Origin of the sequence: Clostridium sp. (assembly GCF_036646415.1) — a bacterium.
Lineage (GTDB): Bacteria > Bacillota > Clostridia > Clostridiales > Clostridiaceae > Clostridium_J.
On record NZ_JAVXMF010000002.1, the window covers coordinates 141,416 to 158,747 of the forward strand.

Below are 17,332 nucleotides of genomic sequence, written 5' to 3' on the forward strand. Positions count from 1 at the left end.
GAGTAGAGATTTGATTTATAATCGTTCATTCTTCTATTCATTCTGATGAGTAAGTTCTTAGAGCTAAATCATAGATTTACATTCTCACTTATACTTCTAAAACTTTTTCCAAACCTGAGTTGCACGCTCTCTACTTTTAGCTATAATTTCTTTCTCGTCAAGATTTAATAAGTTTCTTTCTTCCATTATGACCTTTCCATCAACTATGGTAGTATCCACGTGGCGACCATTTACTCCAAATAGTAAATGACCGTTGATATTATCTGCATTTATTGGTGTTGGAGGATCATAATTAACAATTATAATATCAGCTAGAGCCCCAGCTTTTATTATTCCTATAGAATTAGTTATAAATCTTTCAGTAATAATTCTATTACCTTCAAACAACATCTTTGGAAGTTCACTCCAAGCTACTGTTGAATCCTTTGCCTCATGTCTTTGAATTACACTTCCAGTCTTATAGGACTCTAAAATATCTGAGGTATATCCATCAGTTCCAAGACCTAATAATATATCCTTTTTAGCCATTTTAAGTACAGGCGATACTCCAACGGCATTGCCCATATTTGACTGAGGATTATTAATGACCATGGCATTTTTTTCCTTAATCATATCCATTTCATTTTCACTAATATGCACACAATGAACAGCTATGGTCTTATCTCTAAGAACTCCAGTTTTATACCATCTCTCAATAACTCCAACTCCATATTTTGCCTTAGCATCCTCAACATCTTCAATACTCTCTGCACTGTGAACATGAAATCCTGTGTTTAACCCTTCAATAGAGTCTAAACATTTTTCTAAAGTACTTTCACTAATTGTCATAGAAGCATGAAGTCCAAAAATACCTCTTATCATATCATCATCTTTTTTATTACAATACTTTATAAACTCTACATTTTCATTAATTCCATGTTGCATTATGTCTAACCCATCTCTATCTGAGGTTTCATAACAAAGGTTACTTCTTATTCCAACCTTCCTTGCTGCATCTGCAATTGTAAATAAACTATTCTTTATAGCGTATGGACTGGCATGATGATCGAAGGATGTAGTAACTCCATTTTTTATTTGATCAATCATGGGTACCATTGCACTATAGTATACGTCTTCTAAAGTCAACTTCTTATCAAGTCTCCACCATAACCCATTAAGAATATCTGTAAATTTTTTAGCAGGAGGGCTATCATTTGATATTCCTCTAGCAAAGGTACTGTAATAATGCATATGGGTATTGATAAATCCAGGCATTATTAATCTTCCTTTTGCATTAATGTATCTATTTCTCTTATATTTTTCTTTTAGATCATCTGTGGTTCCAACTTCTACAATCTTATTATCTTCTATGGCTACACAACCATTTTCTATAATTGGGTTGGAATCATCTCTTGTTATAACTTTTCCATTACCTACAAGTAACATCTTTATCCCTCCCATGATTAATCTCTATTTATAGTGGACTACATATCTAAAGTAAATATCCATATTCATTCATGCAAGCTTTAATAATCTCCTTCATTTCCTTTGAAGGTTGATTTCTATTATATAAAGTATCCTCTTCATATAACTTACATTGAAATATTTTTCCATCCTCACTACGAATATTACAAATCCCTTTATCAATATTTTTTATATAAAAGCCTTTATTTTTACTATTAGTGAAGTCTTCATTACTCCAAAATAGAGTTAATTTATCCTTATATGGATTTTCTTTATGGGGACAGAATACCCCACAGTTACCACATTCATTACACATACCATCTAGATGAATAATTTGGCTCTTATCCCCTAATTTTATAACTACATTTGCTCTATTAGGGCAAACATCTACACAAAGCTCACATATACTATCACAGCCCAGACATCTATTTCCTTCCTCCTTAGAGAGAGTTGAATCACATAATATACCCTTTCTTCCGTAGAGAATAGTTGTGTTTTCTAAAGTCTTGGTTTTACAATCTGATTTTCTTTCTTCATTTAAATCACAGTTTAAGTTTTCCTTGTGTAATATATTCTCAGCTATTGCTTTTCCGTGAGCCATTGCTTGAACGATGGTTCCAGGACCAGTTTTGGCGTCTCCACCAATGTATATATTTTTCATATTCGTTTCACAATTAGAATCTGTTATTGGAATTCCTTTTAAATCTACTTCTATCCCTAGCTCCTTAAAGAATTCTGAATCAACCTTTTCACCTACTGCCACTATCACTGTGGTTGCATCAATACAGCTAAGTATTCCTGAAGCTATAGGTATTCTTCTTCCTGAAGCATCTTTATCTCCTAGTATCATTTTTTCACAGATAAGATTATTTCCTTCAAATTCTACTGGAGCAAGTAACTCTTTTATATCAACTCCATCCTTAAGAGCTAACTGAATTTCTTCTCCACTAGCAGGCATAAAACTTTGAGTTCTTCTATATATAATAGATACATTTTCTACACCCTTAACCTTTTTTGCGGCTCTTGCTGCATCCATAGCAACATCTCCACCACCAATTACACATACATCAGTTCCTAGATTAAGACTTTCATTCCCTATCTTAAATTGTTCTAAAAATCTAATAGCATTTAAGGTTTTATCTTCCCCTTTTTTCATTGATACTTTACCTGGTTTCCAAGCACCTGTAGCAAGGATTATATAATCAAATTCCTTCTTCAAATCCTGTAAATTTATATTCTCATCCACACCAAAATTAAACTTCACGCCATGGCTTTTTACCATATTAAAATCTTTTTCTATAACTTCCTTTGAAATTCTAAATTCAGGAATTACATAATTTATAATTCCATAAGGCTTTTCCCTTTTCTCAAATACAGTAACGTCCATAGCATTCCTTCTAAGATACATTGCTGCAGAAAGCCCAGCAGCACCAGCTCCTATTATACAAACCTTCTTATTACTTTTAATTCTACAAGGTATTACTTCGCTAATATATTTGTCCTGAGCATTAATTACTGCTAACTTCTTCATATTTCTAATTTCCAAAGCACTATCATAATCAAGCCTTGTACACTTAAATTGACAATTATGATTACAAATTGTTCCTGTTATTCCTGGAGATGCATTATCCCTTACAATAACATTAAAAGCTTCCTGGTATTTTTCTTCACTAACTAAAGCCATATACTCTGGAATCTGCTGATTAATTGGGCAACCAACTGTACAAGGTGCAATAGCACAATCATAGATTGGTAACTTAGAATTTATTTTTCTACTTCCAACTGTTCTAGCTGATTTAATATGGTGAAAATCATGTATAGATTCCTTTGCTAATTTTGATAATAACCTAGTATCAATTCTATTATTTTTTTCACTGACTATAAGTTCTAGCTTATTTGCTATTTGTGTGATTCTCTCATATCCACCTGGCTTTAATATGGTGGTAGCAAAAGTTATTGGACATATTCCTGTGGAAAATATCTTATCAATATTAAAAAATTCTGCTCCTCCAGAATATGATATATATAGTTCCCCATTAAACTCATTGGAGAGCTTACTTGCTAACGTTATTGTTAGTGGGTAAAGGGAACGTCCAGACATGTACATTTCTTCACCTGGAAGTTCTTTATTTAATATTTTAACTGGAAGTGTGTTAGTTAGCTTTACTCCAAGTTTAAGTCCTTGATCATTAGCTATTTCTTTTAATATTTTTATCATTTTTATTCCATCGTTATACTGTAAATCATTTTTGAAATGGTTAGGATTTATACTTATATAGTCGTAACCCATGGTGTTAAAGGTATCTCCTACGAAGTCTTCACCTAATAATGTAGGATTCATTTTTATGAAGGTGTGAAGATTTTTATCTTTTAGTAAGTAGGTAGCTATCCTCTCAATTTCCGCTGGAGGACACCCATGAAGTGTTGATAATGTAATTGAGGAACATACTTTTGGAGATATATTCTGTAAATCCTGTAGTGTAAATTTATTGAAGTTATTAAGATTATTTTCTAAAACTTTAATGCAATCATTCCATGCCCGAGTATTTGATGCATCTTTCATATTTTCTATAAAAGAATCTATCTTCCTTGATTTTATTCCTTCTAAATCATATCCAACACTTATGTTGAACATAAAATCTTTATTATCACTTATATTAAGTTCTACCATAAGAAGATGGAGTAAAAACCAACCTTTAATATACTCTTCGTAGGCTTCTTCAACTCTTAACTCTGTAGACCATTCTACATTGTAACATTCATCCTCTGCATTTATACAAGGCTTTGCCACTGGAAGATCCTCGCCATCTAAAATTTGTACTGTCTTTAGCTCTATAAATCTACTCCCAGTTAAATATGCTGCCACAATATTTTGTGTTAGTTGTGAGTTTGGCCCTGCAGCAGGGCCTATTGGCATTCCTAAATTTCCCCCTAAAAACTCTATGTTATTTCCAGTTTTACTATAGTAAAACTTATTTTTATGAATTCCAAAGATACTATCCTTGGTCCTAAATTCAGTTATGATCCAGTTTACCATTCTATCAAAACTTATCGGGTGCATCTTATCGCTCATTGCCACTCCCCCTTTTAATTTAAGGTTACTTTAAAGGTATCTTTCCTTTAAAGCAACCCTAAAATTTAATTAATTATAAGCTACTACTTACCAGAAAATCTTTTCTTACCTTTTTCAAGTAATTTTTCAAAGGTAGTTACTGGGTCCTTAACTTTACTTAAGAACATCATTGAAGCAATTATATATGGTTTAAATCCAGCTTCACGATATAATGGTTCACGATAACGATCAAATACACTAGCAGATACTTCACCCTCTTTACAACTTACGCCTGTTATATCCGCAGGCAAGCAATGAAGGTATAATGCCTTTCCATCTTTTGTGATCTCCATCATTTCCTCTGTGCACTCCCAGTCCTTGTGCTTAGCATTTTCAGCTAACAACTCTTTTTCTAGAGCATCAATTCCTGCTCTATCATTCTTTTCGTATAACTCTGTACGTTTTTCCATAGCTGCAAAAGGTGCCCAACTCTTTGGATAAACTATATCTGCGCCTTCAAATGCTTCCTTCATAGAATTAGTCTTTGTAAAACTTCCACCATTTTTCTCTACGTTAGCTTTTGCAACTTCTTCTACTTCTGGAAGTACGTCATATCCCTCTGGATGAGCGAGTACAACATCCATACCCATTCTTGTCATAAGACCTATAACTCCTTGTGGTACAGAAAGAGGTTTTCCATAAGACGGAGAATATGCCCAAGTCATTGCAAGCTTCTTACCCTTAAGATTTTCCACTCCACCGAATTGATGAATTAGGTGGAGTAAATCTGCCATACTTTGAGTTGGATGATCTATATCACATTGTAAATTTACAAGGGTTGGACGTTGTTCTAGAATTCCATCTGCATGTCCTTCTCTCACCGCACTGGAAACCTCCTCCATGTAGCTATGACCTTTTCCAATGAACATGTCATCTCTAATTCCAATTACATCTGCCATAAAGGAAATCATATTTGCAGTTTCACGAACGGTTTCACCATGAGCTATTTGAGATTTTCCCTCCTCTAAATCTTGTACTTCTAAACCTAATAGGTTACATGCACTAGCAAAACTAAATCTAGTTCTAGTTGAATTATCTCTAAATACTGAAATACCTAGTCCACTATCAAAAATCTTAGTAGAAATATTTTCTTCTCTCATTCCACGTAAAATATCAGCAACAGTAAATACAGCTTCAAGTTCTTCATTAGTCTTGTCCCAAGTAAGGAAGAAATCATTATTATACATCTTCTCAAAATTAAGTTCTCCAAGTTTCTCAATTAGACTTTTAATATTTTCCACAAAACTCACCCCTTGATTTTTATTAAAGACCTTTATACAGAATTAATTTATAACCTTAATGTTTGTTTTATGTTCAAATCAATATTTCTTTAATTTTATTCCTTTTTTAGAATAATTTGTATAAACTGATTAGTTAATCAAATTATATAATTTATTACATTTAATGTCAATTTAAAAATTAGATTATTCATTTTTTTCATTAGTATCTTTTAGAATATAAGTAAAAACCCAACCTGGTAACCTTAACAAGGTTACCAATTTTAAAAATAATAAAGAGTATTCCACATTATATCTTGGAATACTCTTTATTGTTTAACTTACTTCTATTTCTCTAAGGATTTCTTAGTAGCATTAAAGATTTTTTGATATCCCGTACACCTACATAGATGTCCAGATACCTCTCTTTTAATTTCATCATCGGTATACTCTTCTCCACTATTAACAAGAGCTGTAGTCGTAAGTACAAGACCTGGAGTGCAAAAACCACACTGAATTGCACCTTCATCTACAAAGGCTTGTTGTACCTTTGATAAACTTCCCCCCTGTGCTACTCCTTCAATAGTCACAATTTCTTTTCCATCTGCCCAAACAGCCATATAAATACATGAATCTATAGGTGTACCATCAATTAATACTGTACAAGCTCCACATTCTCCAACAGAGCAACCTTGTTTAACCCCTGTAAATTGAAGTCTATTTCTTAATATATCTAATAAAGATTCTCTAATATCAACTTCCAATGTATAGTTTTTACCATTTACCTTCATGGATATTCTTTTAAAGTTATTCTCCATAATTTTACTTACCCTCACATTCCTTAACTACTTGCTTAATAGCTCTTTCTGTTAGTTCCTGTATTAAGTGTTCTCGATAATCCTTTGATGCTCTCCAAGAATCTCTTGCTCTAGCTGATTTAAGAGCATAGCTAGCTATTGTTTTGATATTTTCTTCTGTAACAGCTATTCCCCTTGCATACTCTTCTGCCTGAGTACATCTTATAGGCGTTGGTGCTGCTACACCTAGTGAAATCCTTAAATCTTTAAATTTATTTTCTTCTACTGAAGCTACTACACATACTCCTAACATTGATATGTCCATAGCTTTTCTATTACTGTACTTAATATACGAGCCCTTTGTTCTCGCGTAATTTTCTTTTTCTATAAATACACTAATTAAAATTTCATCTTTATCTATATAAACCTTTCCAGGACCTTTATAAAACTCTCTTATTGGTATTATTCTTTCTCTCTTTGAATTTTGAAGCTTTAATTTTGCATTAAAGGCAAATAGACTAGGTGCACTATCCGCCGAAACTGCACCATTACATATATTACCTCCAATGGTTGCCATATTCCTTATCTGAGGTCCTCCCATGGAGATTGCTCCCTGTCCTAAAGCTGGAATATATTCCTTTATGATTTTGTTTCTAAATATATCTGCAAAACAAGTTGCAGCTCCAATTTCTATGGTATCATCTTCCAATAATCTTATAAAATTCAATTCTTTTATTTTCTTTAAACTTAGAAGTTCTATACCTTCCATACTTCCATGATGCAATTTTATCAGTATATCCGTACCTCCAGATATAATTTTTAGTTCATCGTTATTTTCTAGCATATTAACTGCTTCCTCTATAGTTTTGGGCTCTAATATATTTTCAATGTCAAACATTTATTAACCCCTCCTCTTTAAATTTTTCAAATACTCTTTGAGGATTCATAGGTACTCTATTAAAAGCAACTCCTGTAGCATCCAATACAGCATTTCTAATGGCTGGTGCTGGTGACAGTGTAGTATTTTCTCCAAGAGATTTTTGACCAAAGCTTCCTGCATCATCGGGTACTTCTACAAAAGCTAATCCAATGGTTGGAGTATCTAAAATTGTTTGAATCTTATAATCAAGTAAATTATTATTAAGGTTTTTTCCTGTTTTTTCATCAAAAATCATCTGCTCTGACAGTGCATATCCTAGTGCCATACTTACTCCTCCGTGAACTTGTCCTTCAGCTAACATTGGATTAATTATAGTTCCTGAATCATGTACGTTATATATTTCCAACACCTTAATTTGACCAGTTCTTATATCTACTTCAACTTCTGCAAATGTCACTCCATATGCAATTGCATTAGTTCTTATATTTACAGAGGTATCACTAGTTATTGGACAACTATAAACTCTATCATAGAATGACTCTAGTGCTATTTCTTCAAGTGGACACACCACAATCCCTGTTCTTATTTCAACAATGTTACAGTCTACTATATCCATAAATTCTGCATTCAATCCATTCTTTCTAGTAGCGAATTCAAGAACTTTATTCTTTACTTCTAATGCAGCCTTCTTTACTGCAGCTCCGGTTACAAATGTTTGTCTTGAGGCATAAGCTCCTGTATCAAAGGGAGCAACATCCGTATCTTGAACTGAAATAACATGAACCATATCCATAGGTATGCCTAAAACTTCTGCTGTCATCTGTGCAAAGACTGTATCACTACCTTGTCCTATCTCCGTAGCTCCTACTTGTAACTGTACTGATCCATCTTGATTCATAATAATTCTAGCACCTGCTGCCTCAAGGGCTACTGGGTGTGTCCCAGAAAAGTAACTAAAACAAGCCATTCCGATTCCTCGTGAAAGATTTCCCTTTTGATTTTTATATAGTTTCTTTTTCTCATCCCACTTTATTAGCTCCTTACCCTTTTCAATACATTCTGGAAGCACAAAAGAACGAGCTACATTTTTAGAGGATGGATCTACATGGTTCTGCTTTATTAGGTTTTGTTTTCTAAATTCAATTGGGTCCATATTTAATTCTTTGGCTATATCATCTAGATGACTTTCAAGGGCAAACATCATTTGAGGCACTCCATATCCTCTCATAGCTCCTGCCACTGGTGTGTTAGTATATACAGTCTTAGGTTCATATTTTATAGAATTGAAATCATATAAAGGTCTAAATTTACTACCACAACTCATAGTTACTGAATGTCCATGTGATGCATAGGCTCCATTATTTACAATGTTTTCTATATTAATTCCAAGTAACTTTCCTTCCTTTGAAACTCCTGTCTTAAACCTAAATCTCATAGCATGACGAACTCTTGTATCAACAAAACACTCTTCTCTAGTTAAGGCATAACGCACTGGTCTTCCTTGAACTGAAAGGGACATTGCTGCGGTTAGAGGTTCGATAATTACATCTTGTTTATTTCCAAAGCCTCCACCTACATATGGTTTTATTACTCTAATTCTTCCCCAAGGTATCCCCAGTGCCTGTCCTACTATTCTTCTTACAATGTGAGGAATTTGAGTAGATGATACTATTACAATTCTTCCATCTGACTCTGTATATGCATAGGCACTATGATTTTCAATATGGCAATGCTGTACTGTACTAGTATTAAATTCACCAGTAAAGACTCTATCTGCACTACTTAATTCTTTTTCTATATCACCTACACCGTTTCCAAATGAACTTATAATATTATTAGGACTTTCATCATGTATAACTGGTGCTTCTTTTTTTATAGCTTCCTCTTGATCTATTACAAAAGGTAGAACCTCATATTCTACATCTATTAACTTTAAGGCTTTCTGTGCTGTTATTTCATCCTGTGCTACTACTGCCGCTATAGCATCCCCAACAAACCGAGCCTTATCTGTGAGAATTAATCTGTCTTCTACATCTCTATGTGCTTCATCAAATGTCCATGGATGTCCTGCTGTTGCAAATTTAATCTTTGGTAAATCTAAGTGGGTTATTACTGCTTCCACCCCTTCTAAATCTTTAGCCTTTGAAGTATCAATATTTTTTATTATAGCATGTGCATAGGGACTTCTAAGCACCTTACCAACTAGCATTTCTCTTTCGAAATAATCATCGGCATACTTTGCTTTTCCCGTAACCTTTGCTACGGCATCCAATCTTGTAACACTACTCCCTATTACCTTGTAATCCATAAATTTTCTTCAGCAAAAAACTAAGTTATTAAGTTTTTTACTGAATCCACCCCCTTTCATTTTTATATGCTAACTGATTAGTTAATCATTAAAGTCTATAAAAATATCTCTTCATTATATTTTATTATCCTATATTATCTATATTCTAAACTAATAAAAATATAAACAACACTACTTAAGCTTCAACTCATTTTTAGCATAACTATAATTTTCTTTTAACATATTGTCCTTTTTCAGTGGATACAAGCTCTCCATCCTTAATAATAAATCTACCTCTTAAAATAGTACTTATTATTCTTCCCCTTACCTTAATACCTTTATATAAATCATAATCACAATTAGAATGTGATTCAGTTATTGTATATTCTGTATTTGGATCAAAAATTACAACATCTCCGTCTGAACCTGGTGATAATATTCCTTTTTTAGGATATAAGCCATGTAGTTTTGCTGGATTCCTTGTAAACTTATCAATAATCCTTTCACCAAATAAGGTGTACATTAAATTAAATGAATGCTCAATACCTCCAATTCCCATTGGTATTAAATTTAAGGTTTCTTTAAACTTCTCATGGGATTTAAATGGACAATGATCCGTTCCTATTGTATTAACATTATCTATATAATATTTTAGTAATTTTATTTCATCTTTTCCTCTAAGTGGAGGTGCTAATGTATATAAAAACCCATTTTCTGTTTCATAATTTTCCTTTGATAAATAGAAATACTGAGGACAACTCTCTATAAATATATTTTTATTTAGTATATCCCTATAACTCTCAGTAAGTTTTTTCAAGGTTTCTCCTGAACTTAAATGCACTATGTACATAAGTCCATCTCTAAGTTTTGTCATTTCACTTAATGTTAAAACTTCTATAATTTCACTAATGGTTGGCCTATTTTCTTCATGAGTATAAATTTTAAATTTTCCTTCTTTTATAAGTTCATCATTTTCACTATGAGCCAGTAGCATAACCTTATATATTTTTGAAATTTTCAGTAAATTGTCAATAGTTTGAAGGTAAGTCTTTCTACCCGTTGAACTATAGGTGGTAAAAAACTTTATACTACATATTCCAAGTTGTTTAATCTCATTGATAAAAAGTTCTTCATCTTCTTTAAAGTTTGCAATAGTACTATGGAATCCATAATCAAGAATAGACCTCTCTGCTTCTTCTCGCCTATTTATATATGCCTTTTGAAGTTCTTTTACATTTTTAACGGGATCAAGAAAGTCTATAAATGTGGTAATTCCACCATATGCAGCTGTGATAGAACCATTGTAAAAGTCATCTGAAGAAGCCCTATTATTACCTATGTCTAAGTTAAAATGAACATGAGGATCTATAAGTCCTGGTAAAACATATTTTCCTTCTGCATCATAGATTTCTTTAGCTGGAAGACTTCCCTTAGATATACTTTCTATAATACCATTATTAATATAAAGATTTCCTCTAGTAAACCTTCCATTTAAATATATGTTTCCATTGATTATAGCTAAGTCATAACAATTCAATAACATCAACTCCATTATAGTATATATTATACAATAATTTTACCACTTTTTTTCCTTTATTTCTATATTATGTATTTAATATGTTGAAAATAATAATATACTCCCCATTAATAATGAAGTGTCTAGAATTTATTCTATACACTTCATTAAATGCAATTTTATTTATTTTGTTTCATCTATACTCTATAATTTATCATTTAATTCTTCAGATTCATTATTATTATCATTTACTTTGTCGTCTAAGTATCCTTTGGAATCAGTAGTAGGATTGTTAACTATTCCAGCTAAAACTAGTATACCTAAAAAGCTAGAAATAATCTCTGTATAGTTACCTGGAAGTATATCTATATTAAATCCTTTTAAAACCAAAGGTATAAAAGCAAAAATTGAAATCCATAGCCCATAATTTTTAAATCTTTTTAAATCCATAAAATCACCTCCTCTCCATAGTAATAATATATTCCTGCATTTATAAAAATGGAACAAATCATATAATTTTTTTACTAGCTCTACCAGGGTTCTGCATATGTAATTATTTTCATTATGTGTTTATACATAAAATTCATTATAACTAAATATATTCCATATTTTTCACTATACAAACCATAGAAAAAGCATTATACTGATAGTGATTTGATGAATTATTAAAAATATATAAAATATTTTTAATATTTAATTTTTAAGATTTAAGATTTAAGATTAAAAATAAGGAGGTATTTTTTTAGTGTGTTGTAACTTAGAAAAAAATCAAATGTTTAAGGAGTTAAATGAATTCATAGATTCCTTACCTAACAAAGATGGAGCTTTAATAGAGGTTTTACATAGAGCTCAACATATCTTTGGATATTTGCCTAAAGAAGTTCAGATTTTTGTAGCTGATAAGCTGGGCCTACCAGTGTCTAAAGTCTATGGTGTTGTAACGTTTTACTCATTCTTCACCACAGAACCTCGTGGAAAAAATGTTATAAATGTATGTATGGGAACTGCATGTTTCGTTCGTGGTTCTGGTGATGTACTTAAAGAGTTTGAAAAAGAGTTAGGAATTCAATCTGGACAAACTACCCAAGATATGAAATTTACCTTAGGTTCCTTAAGATGTGTTGGTGCTTGTGGTCTTGCTCCTGTATTAACCATTAATGATAAAGTTTATGGTCACTGTACTACAGATCAAGTAAAGAAAATTTTAGCTGAATATGAATAAAATTAGGGGGTATCTAACTTGGAAAGAATAAATTCCTTTGAAGAATTAAATGAAATTTATCAGGAATATAAATCTATATTAAATATACGAAAAGCTACTAGTGTTAACGATTTTGTTTGTGAAAAAAATAACTACAAAAAGGAAATTCTTATATGTGGAGGAACTGGATGTAAATCTGCACAAAGTGACCTAATTAAAACAAACCTAGAAAATGAAATTAAAAAATTAAATCTTGAAAAAGAAGTATACGTTTCCATAACTGGTTGCTTTGGTTTTTGTGAAAAAGGTCCTATTGTAAAAATTACGCCTGATGATGTTTTTTATGTTCATGTAACACCTGATGATGCGGAAGAAATCATTAACCAACATATAGTTAATGGTAAGATTTTAGATAGATTGCTTTATGAAGAACCAACAATTAAAGAAAAAGTTAAGACACAAGATCATATGACTTTCTATAAAAAACAAGTAAGAATCGCACTTAGAAACTGTGGATTAATCAATCCTGAAGATATAAAAGAATATATAGCTGAAAAAGGATATATGGCCCTTGGAAAATGTTTAACAGAATATACTCAAGATGATGTAATAAATGTTATATTAAAATCAGGCTTACGTGGTAGAGGTGGCGGCGGTTTCCCTACAGGTAAAAAGTGGCAATTCGCTAAAGGATATGATGCTGATCAAAAATATATAATTTGTAATGCTGACGAAGGAGATCCAGGTGCTTTCATGGATCGTTCAATCCTTGAGGGTGATCCAAATAGTATACTTGAAGCTATGGCTATAGCTGGTTATGCTATTGGAGCTTCTATTGGATGTATTTATATTAGAGCTGAGTACCCTCTAGCAATTCAGCGATTAAGAATTGCCATTCAGGAAGCTAGAGAATGTGGTCTCCTTGGTAAAAACATTTTAAATACTGGCTTTGATTTTGATATAGAAATTAAGTATGGAGCTGGTGCATTTGTATGTGGTGAAGAAACTGCTCTTATCCACTCTATTGAAGGTAATCGTGGTGAACCTACAAACAAACCTCCATTTCCTGCTGAATCAGGATTATGGAATAAACCAACATGTGTTAATAATGTAGAAACCCTAGCGAATATACCTGCTATTATTAATAATGGTTCTGAATGGTTTAGTTCCATCGGAACAAAAACCTCCACCGGCACTAAGGTTTTTGCATTAGCTGGTAAAATCAATAATGTTGGTCTTGTTGAAGTTCCAATGGGAACTACCCTTAGAGAGATTCTCTACGAAATTGGTGGTGGTATTAAGTTTGGTAAAGAATTTAAGGCTGTTCAAACCGGTGGACCTTCTGGTGGATGTATACCTAAAGAGTTCCTAGATACTCCAATTGATTTCGACTCTTTAAGTGCTATTGGCTCCATGATGGGCTCTGGTGGTATGATTGTAATGGATGAGGATAATTGTATGGTTGATATTGCTAAGTTCTACTTAGAGTTTACCCGTGAAGAATCTTGTGGTAAATGTACTCCTTGCAGAATTGGTAATACTCGTCTACTTGAAATTCTTGAAAAAATCTCCAAGGGTGATGCTGATTTAAGTGCTCTAGATACTTTAACAGAACTTAGTAATACAATTAAAGATACATCTCTATGCGCTCTAGGTCAAACATCTCCAAATCCTATTCTTAGTACAATGAAATATTTCTATGATGAGTATAAAAGTCACGTTGTAGATAAAGTCTGTCCAGCAGGAGTTTGTAAAGACCTTATGAAATTTGTTATTACAGATAGATGTATTGGATGTACTAAATGTGCAAGACAATGTCCGGTTGGATGTATTCAAGGAAAAGTAAAGAATAAACATACAATAGACCATAGTAAATGCATTAAGTGTGGTGCTTGTAAATCTAGCTGTCCAGTGGATGCAATAGATCTAGTTTAATAATTATAAAGAGGTGAAAATATTGAGTTTAGTTACACTTAAAATAAATAATAAAGAAATAACTGTAGAGCAAGGAACTACAATTCTTGATGCTGCACGCCAGCTTAATATAAAAATCCCTACACTTTGTTATTTAAATCTTCACGATAATAAAACTACAAATAATCCAGGTTCTTGTAGGATCTGTGTTGTTGAGGTAGAAGGAAGAAAAAATCTAGCACCATCATGTTGTACAAGTGTTGCACCTAATATGGTAGTTAGTACTAATACTCCAAGAGTAATTGCCGCAAGAAAAACAATTATTGAACTACTTCTATCAGATCATCCTAATGATTGTTTAACTTGCCAAAAGAATTTAAACTGTGAGCTTCAAGCACTTGCAAGCAATTATGGAATTACTAATTTAAGATATAATGGTGCAAAGTCTGTGGCTATGAAGGAAACTAAAAACCCTTCAATAGTGAGAGATACTTCGAAATGCATTCTATGTAGAAGATGTGATGCTGTTTGTAGCCAAGTTCAAAAGGTTGGTGCCATAGGCCCCGTTAATAGAGGATTTGATACCACAATAAGTACTCCTTTCTTCGAAGATTTAGATAAAAGTGTTTGTACCCTTTGTGGTCAATGTGTAAGTGTATGCCCTACTGGTGCTTTAATGGAAAAGGATAATACCTTTGATGTTTTAACCGCTATTGGAGACAAAGATAAATATGTAATAGTTCAAACTGCTCCTGCAGTTCGTGCTGCTCTTGGTGAAGAGTTTGGAATTAATGATAAAGCTGTTACTGGCAAAATGGTTTCTTCACTAAGACAACTTGGATTTGATAAAGTATATGATACTGACTTTGCAGCTGATTTAACTATTATTGAAGAAGCCACTGAATTCTTAAGTAGATATAAAAGTGGTGAAAACCTTCCTATGATTACAAGCTGTTGCCCTGGTTGGGTTTCATTCATAGAGAAACACTATGGTAACCTTTTAAATCTTCCTTCAACTTGTAAATCTCCTCAACAAATGTGGGGAGCTATAGCTAAATCATACCTAGCTAATAAACTTGGGATTCCAGTAGAAAAGCTAGTTGTAGTCTCCGTAATGCCATGTGTAGCTAAAAAATCTGAAGCTAGTAGAGAAGAATTTACTGTTGAAAATGGCATACAAGATATTGATATAGTAATAACTACAAGAGAACTAGCTAAAATGATTAAGATTGCTGGTCTTGATTTCTCTGAACTTGAGGAAAGTGCTTTTGATACTATCATGGGAGAATCTACTGGTGCTGGAGTTATCTTTGGCACTACTGGTGGAGTTATGGAAGCAGCTCTCCGTACTGCATATGAATGGATTACAAATTCAACTTTAGAAAACTTAGATTTTAAAGTTGCAAGAGGACTTGATGCTGTAAAAGAAGCTTCTATAGTTATAGATGGAAACACTGTAAATATAGCAATAGTAAGTGGACTTTCAAATGCAAAACAACTCTTAGATAACATAGATGAAACTACTAAGAAATATCATTTCATCGAGGTAATGGCATGCCCTGGTGGATGTATTAACGGTGGTGGTCAACCTTACTCTAACGATAAGTATTCTTTAATAGAAAAAAGAATGAATGCTCTTTATACTGAAGATAAAAATAAAGTTATAAGAAAATCTCATGAAAACCCTGAGATTATAAAACTTTATGAAGAGTTCCTTGGAAAACCTAACGGTGAAAAATCTCATAATTTACTTCATACTCATTATACAAACAAACAATGTAGTAAATAGATAACTAATTAAATAATAAATAGATGAAGGGTGTCGCAAATAATATTTACAACACCCTTTATCTATTTATATAGATGATTTTTCCATTTTAAGTTAAGTCTCAATTCTTATCACTATTCCTGGATTTTTCAAACTTTTATCTACCCTAAATTATAAAGAAATGGTACAAGTATTGGCACTAAAAAAGATAAAATAAATCCATTTATAAATGAAATTACTGCTATCTCCGGATTTGTAGCCTTTGATATTAGCGGTAGTGTAGTATCCATAGATGTTGCTCCTGCTGGTGCTATTGCAGTATATCCATTTAACTTTTTAGCCAATATAGGTATTAATATTACTGCTAACATTTCTCTAAATACATTTGTTAAAAGAGCAATAGCTCCTAAAGTTTCTCCACCCATTTCCTTTAACATCACTGCAGATAAACTATACCAACCAAAACCCGCTCCTATAGCTAAGCTTTCATTCATTGCTACATTAAATATAAGTCCTACCACAACACCACCAATTAAACTTCCTACAACTCCTCCCATGGGTATAAGTAGTACCTTTAATCCCATACTCTTAAGATCTTTAAAAATCTTCTTATTGCCACCAATGTCAATACCAACTAAAAAAATAAGTGCAAATAAAGAAAAGGATGACACCATGTCCATTCCATTCATTATCTCAGGTGGAAATACAAAATAACCACAACCTATTCCAGCTAAAATTGATATTATTATTATGTATGTCATATTATTTTCCCTCCACACTTTCTTGTAATTCTTCTAAGTATTCTATGTCTTCGGCAATATGTACCTTATCAGAATCTTTCATCATGAATTTTTTTGATAAAACGTATACAAGCGCTATACTAAAACCTATAGTTGAAACTGCAAATAAAAATGCTTTTAGTCCAATTACTGGTAAATTTTTTATTATATCCTTATTTGCCCCTATAGAAGTCCCCATTGAAAATAATAAAAATATTACACCTAACTGTTGCAGCTTTCCATTAATCCTCTTACCTTTTTCACCTAGTTTTAAAAAATATCCCACTACTGCACCCAATAATAAAGCTATTAAAATATTCATATATATCCCCTCCTTTTCCATGATATTATAACATAAATATACATAATATTATATTATATCTTAAACATATAAGGATATTTTTTAGAATTATGGCTA

The 17,332-nt window shown here is 32.3% G+C and carries 13 protein-coding genes; 3 read left to right on the forward strand and 10 right to left on the reverse strand.

Annotation, left to right across the window (positions count from 1 at the left end):
* Positions 1-96: 96 nt before the first annotated feature.
* From ssnA to RSD37_RS01910, 8 genes are all read right to left on the reverse strand, one after another.
* Positions 97-1,425, reverse strand: coding sequence for a putative aminohydrolase SsnA (ssnA, locus tag RSD37_RS01875; RefSeq protein ID WP_346944999.1), 1,329 nt, complete (start codon positions 1,423-1,425; stop codon positions 97-99).
* A gap of 46 nt (positions 1,426-1,471) precedes the next feature.
* Positions 1,472-4,516 carry a putative selenate reductase subunit YgfK gene (gene ygfK / locus RSD37_RS01880; protein ID WP_346945000.1) on the reverse strand — a complete coding sequence of 1,015 codons (3,045 nt, stop codon included), beginning with the start codon at positions 4,514-4,516 and terminating at the stop codon, positions 1,472-1,474.
* Positions 4,517-4,599: 83 nt separating this feature from the next.
* Positions 4,600-5,796: a knotted carbamoyltransferase YgeW gene (ygeW, locus tag RSD37_RS01885; protein WP_346945001.1), complete on the reverse strand. Its 1,197-nt coding sequence runs from the start codon at positions 5,794-5,796 to the stop codon at positions 4,600-4,602.
* Positions 5,797-6,119: 323 nt separating this feature from the next.
* Positions 6,120-6,590 (reverse strand): xanthine dehydrogenase subunit XdhC, encoded by a 471-nt coding sequence (xdhC, locus tag RSD37_RS01890; RefSeq protein ID WP_346945002.1) that lies wholly within the window; start codon positions 6,588-6,590, stop codon positions 6,120-6,122.
* Positions 6,591-6,594: 4 nt separating this feature from the next.
* The gene (gene xdhB, locus RSD37_RS01895; RefSeq protein WP_346945003.1) at positions 6,595-7,467 is read right to left on the reverse strand and encodes a xanthine dehydrogenase FAD-binding subunit XdhB; all 873 of its coding nucleotides are present in this window, start codon (positions 7,465-7,467) and stop codon (positions 6,595-6,597) included.
* The gene (gene xdhA, locus RSD37_RS01900) at positions 7,460-9,757 is read right to left on the reverse strand and encodes a xanthine dehydrogenase molybdenum-binding subunit XdhA (protein ID WP_346945004.1); all 2,298 of its coding nucleotides are present in this window, start codon (positions 9,755-9,757) and stop codon (positions 7,460-7,462) included. The genes xdhB and xdhA overlap by 8 nt, the downstream gene beginning before the upstream one ends.
* 202 nt (positions 9,758-9,959) lie before the next feature.
* Positions 9,960-11,273, reverse strand: a complete 1,314-nt coding sequence (locus RSD37_RS01905; protein ID WP_346945005.1) for an amidohydrolase family protein — start codon at positions 11,271-11,273, stop codon at positions 9,960-9,962.
* A gap of 183 nt (positions 11,274-11,456) precedes the next feature.
* Entirely contained in the window at positions 11,457-11,702 is a 246-nt protein-coding gene (locus RSD37_RS01910) for a holin (RefSeq protein ID WP_346945006.1), read from the reverse strand.
* Between the two features lie 322 nt (positions 11,703-12,024).
* Between RSD37_RS01910 and nuoE the strand changes: the two genes are divergently transcribed.
* From nuoE to RSD37_RS01925, 3 genes are read left to right on the forward strand one after another with little or no spacing between them, the layout of a single operon-like run.
* On the forward strand, positions 12,025-12,474 hold the full coding sequence (gene nuoE, locus RSD37_RS01915) for an NADH-quinone oxidoreductase subunit NuoE (protein WP_346945142.1): 450 nt from the start codon (positions 12,025-12,027) through the stop codon (positions 12,472-12,474).
* An 18-nt stretch (positions 12,475-12,492) separates the two neighbouring features.
* Complete coding sequence (gene nuoF, locus RSD37_RS01920; protein WP_346945007.1) at positions 12,493-14,388, forward strand: NADH-quinone oxidoreductase subunit NuoF; 1,896 nt, start codon at positions 12,493-12,495, stop codon at positions 14,386-14,388.
* Between the two features lie 22 nt (positions 14,389-14,410).
* Positions 14,411-16,156 (forward strand): NADH-dependent [FeFe] hydrogenase, group A6, encoded by a 1,746-nt coding sequence (locus tag RSD37_RS01925; RefSeq protein ID WP_346945008.1) that lies wholly within the window; start codon positions 14,411-14,413, stop codon positions 16,154-16,156.
* Positions 16,157-16,296: 140 nt separating this feature from the next.
* Here the strand turns inward: RSD37_RS01925 and RSD37_RS01930 are convergent, their stop codons facing one another.
* Together RSD37_RS01930 and RSD37_RS01935 are read right to left on the reverse strand one after the other, a co-directional pair.
* Positions 16,297-16,896, reverse strand: coding sequence for a lysine exporter LysO family protein (locus RSD37_RS01930; RefSeq protein ID WP_346945009.1), 600 nt, complete (start codon positions 16,894-16,896; stop codon positions 16,297-16,299).
* A 1-nt stretch (position 16,897) separates the two neighbouring features.
* Complete coding sequence (locus RSD37_RS01935; RefSeq protein WP_346945010.1) at positions 16,898-17,236, reverse strand: LysO family transporter; 339 nt, start codon at positions 17,234-17,236, stop codon at positions 16,898-16,900.
* Positions 17,237-17,332: the final 96 nt, after the last annotated feature.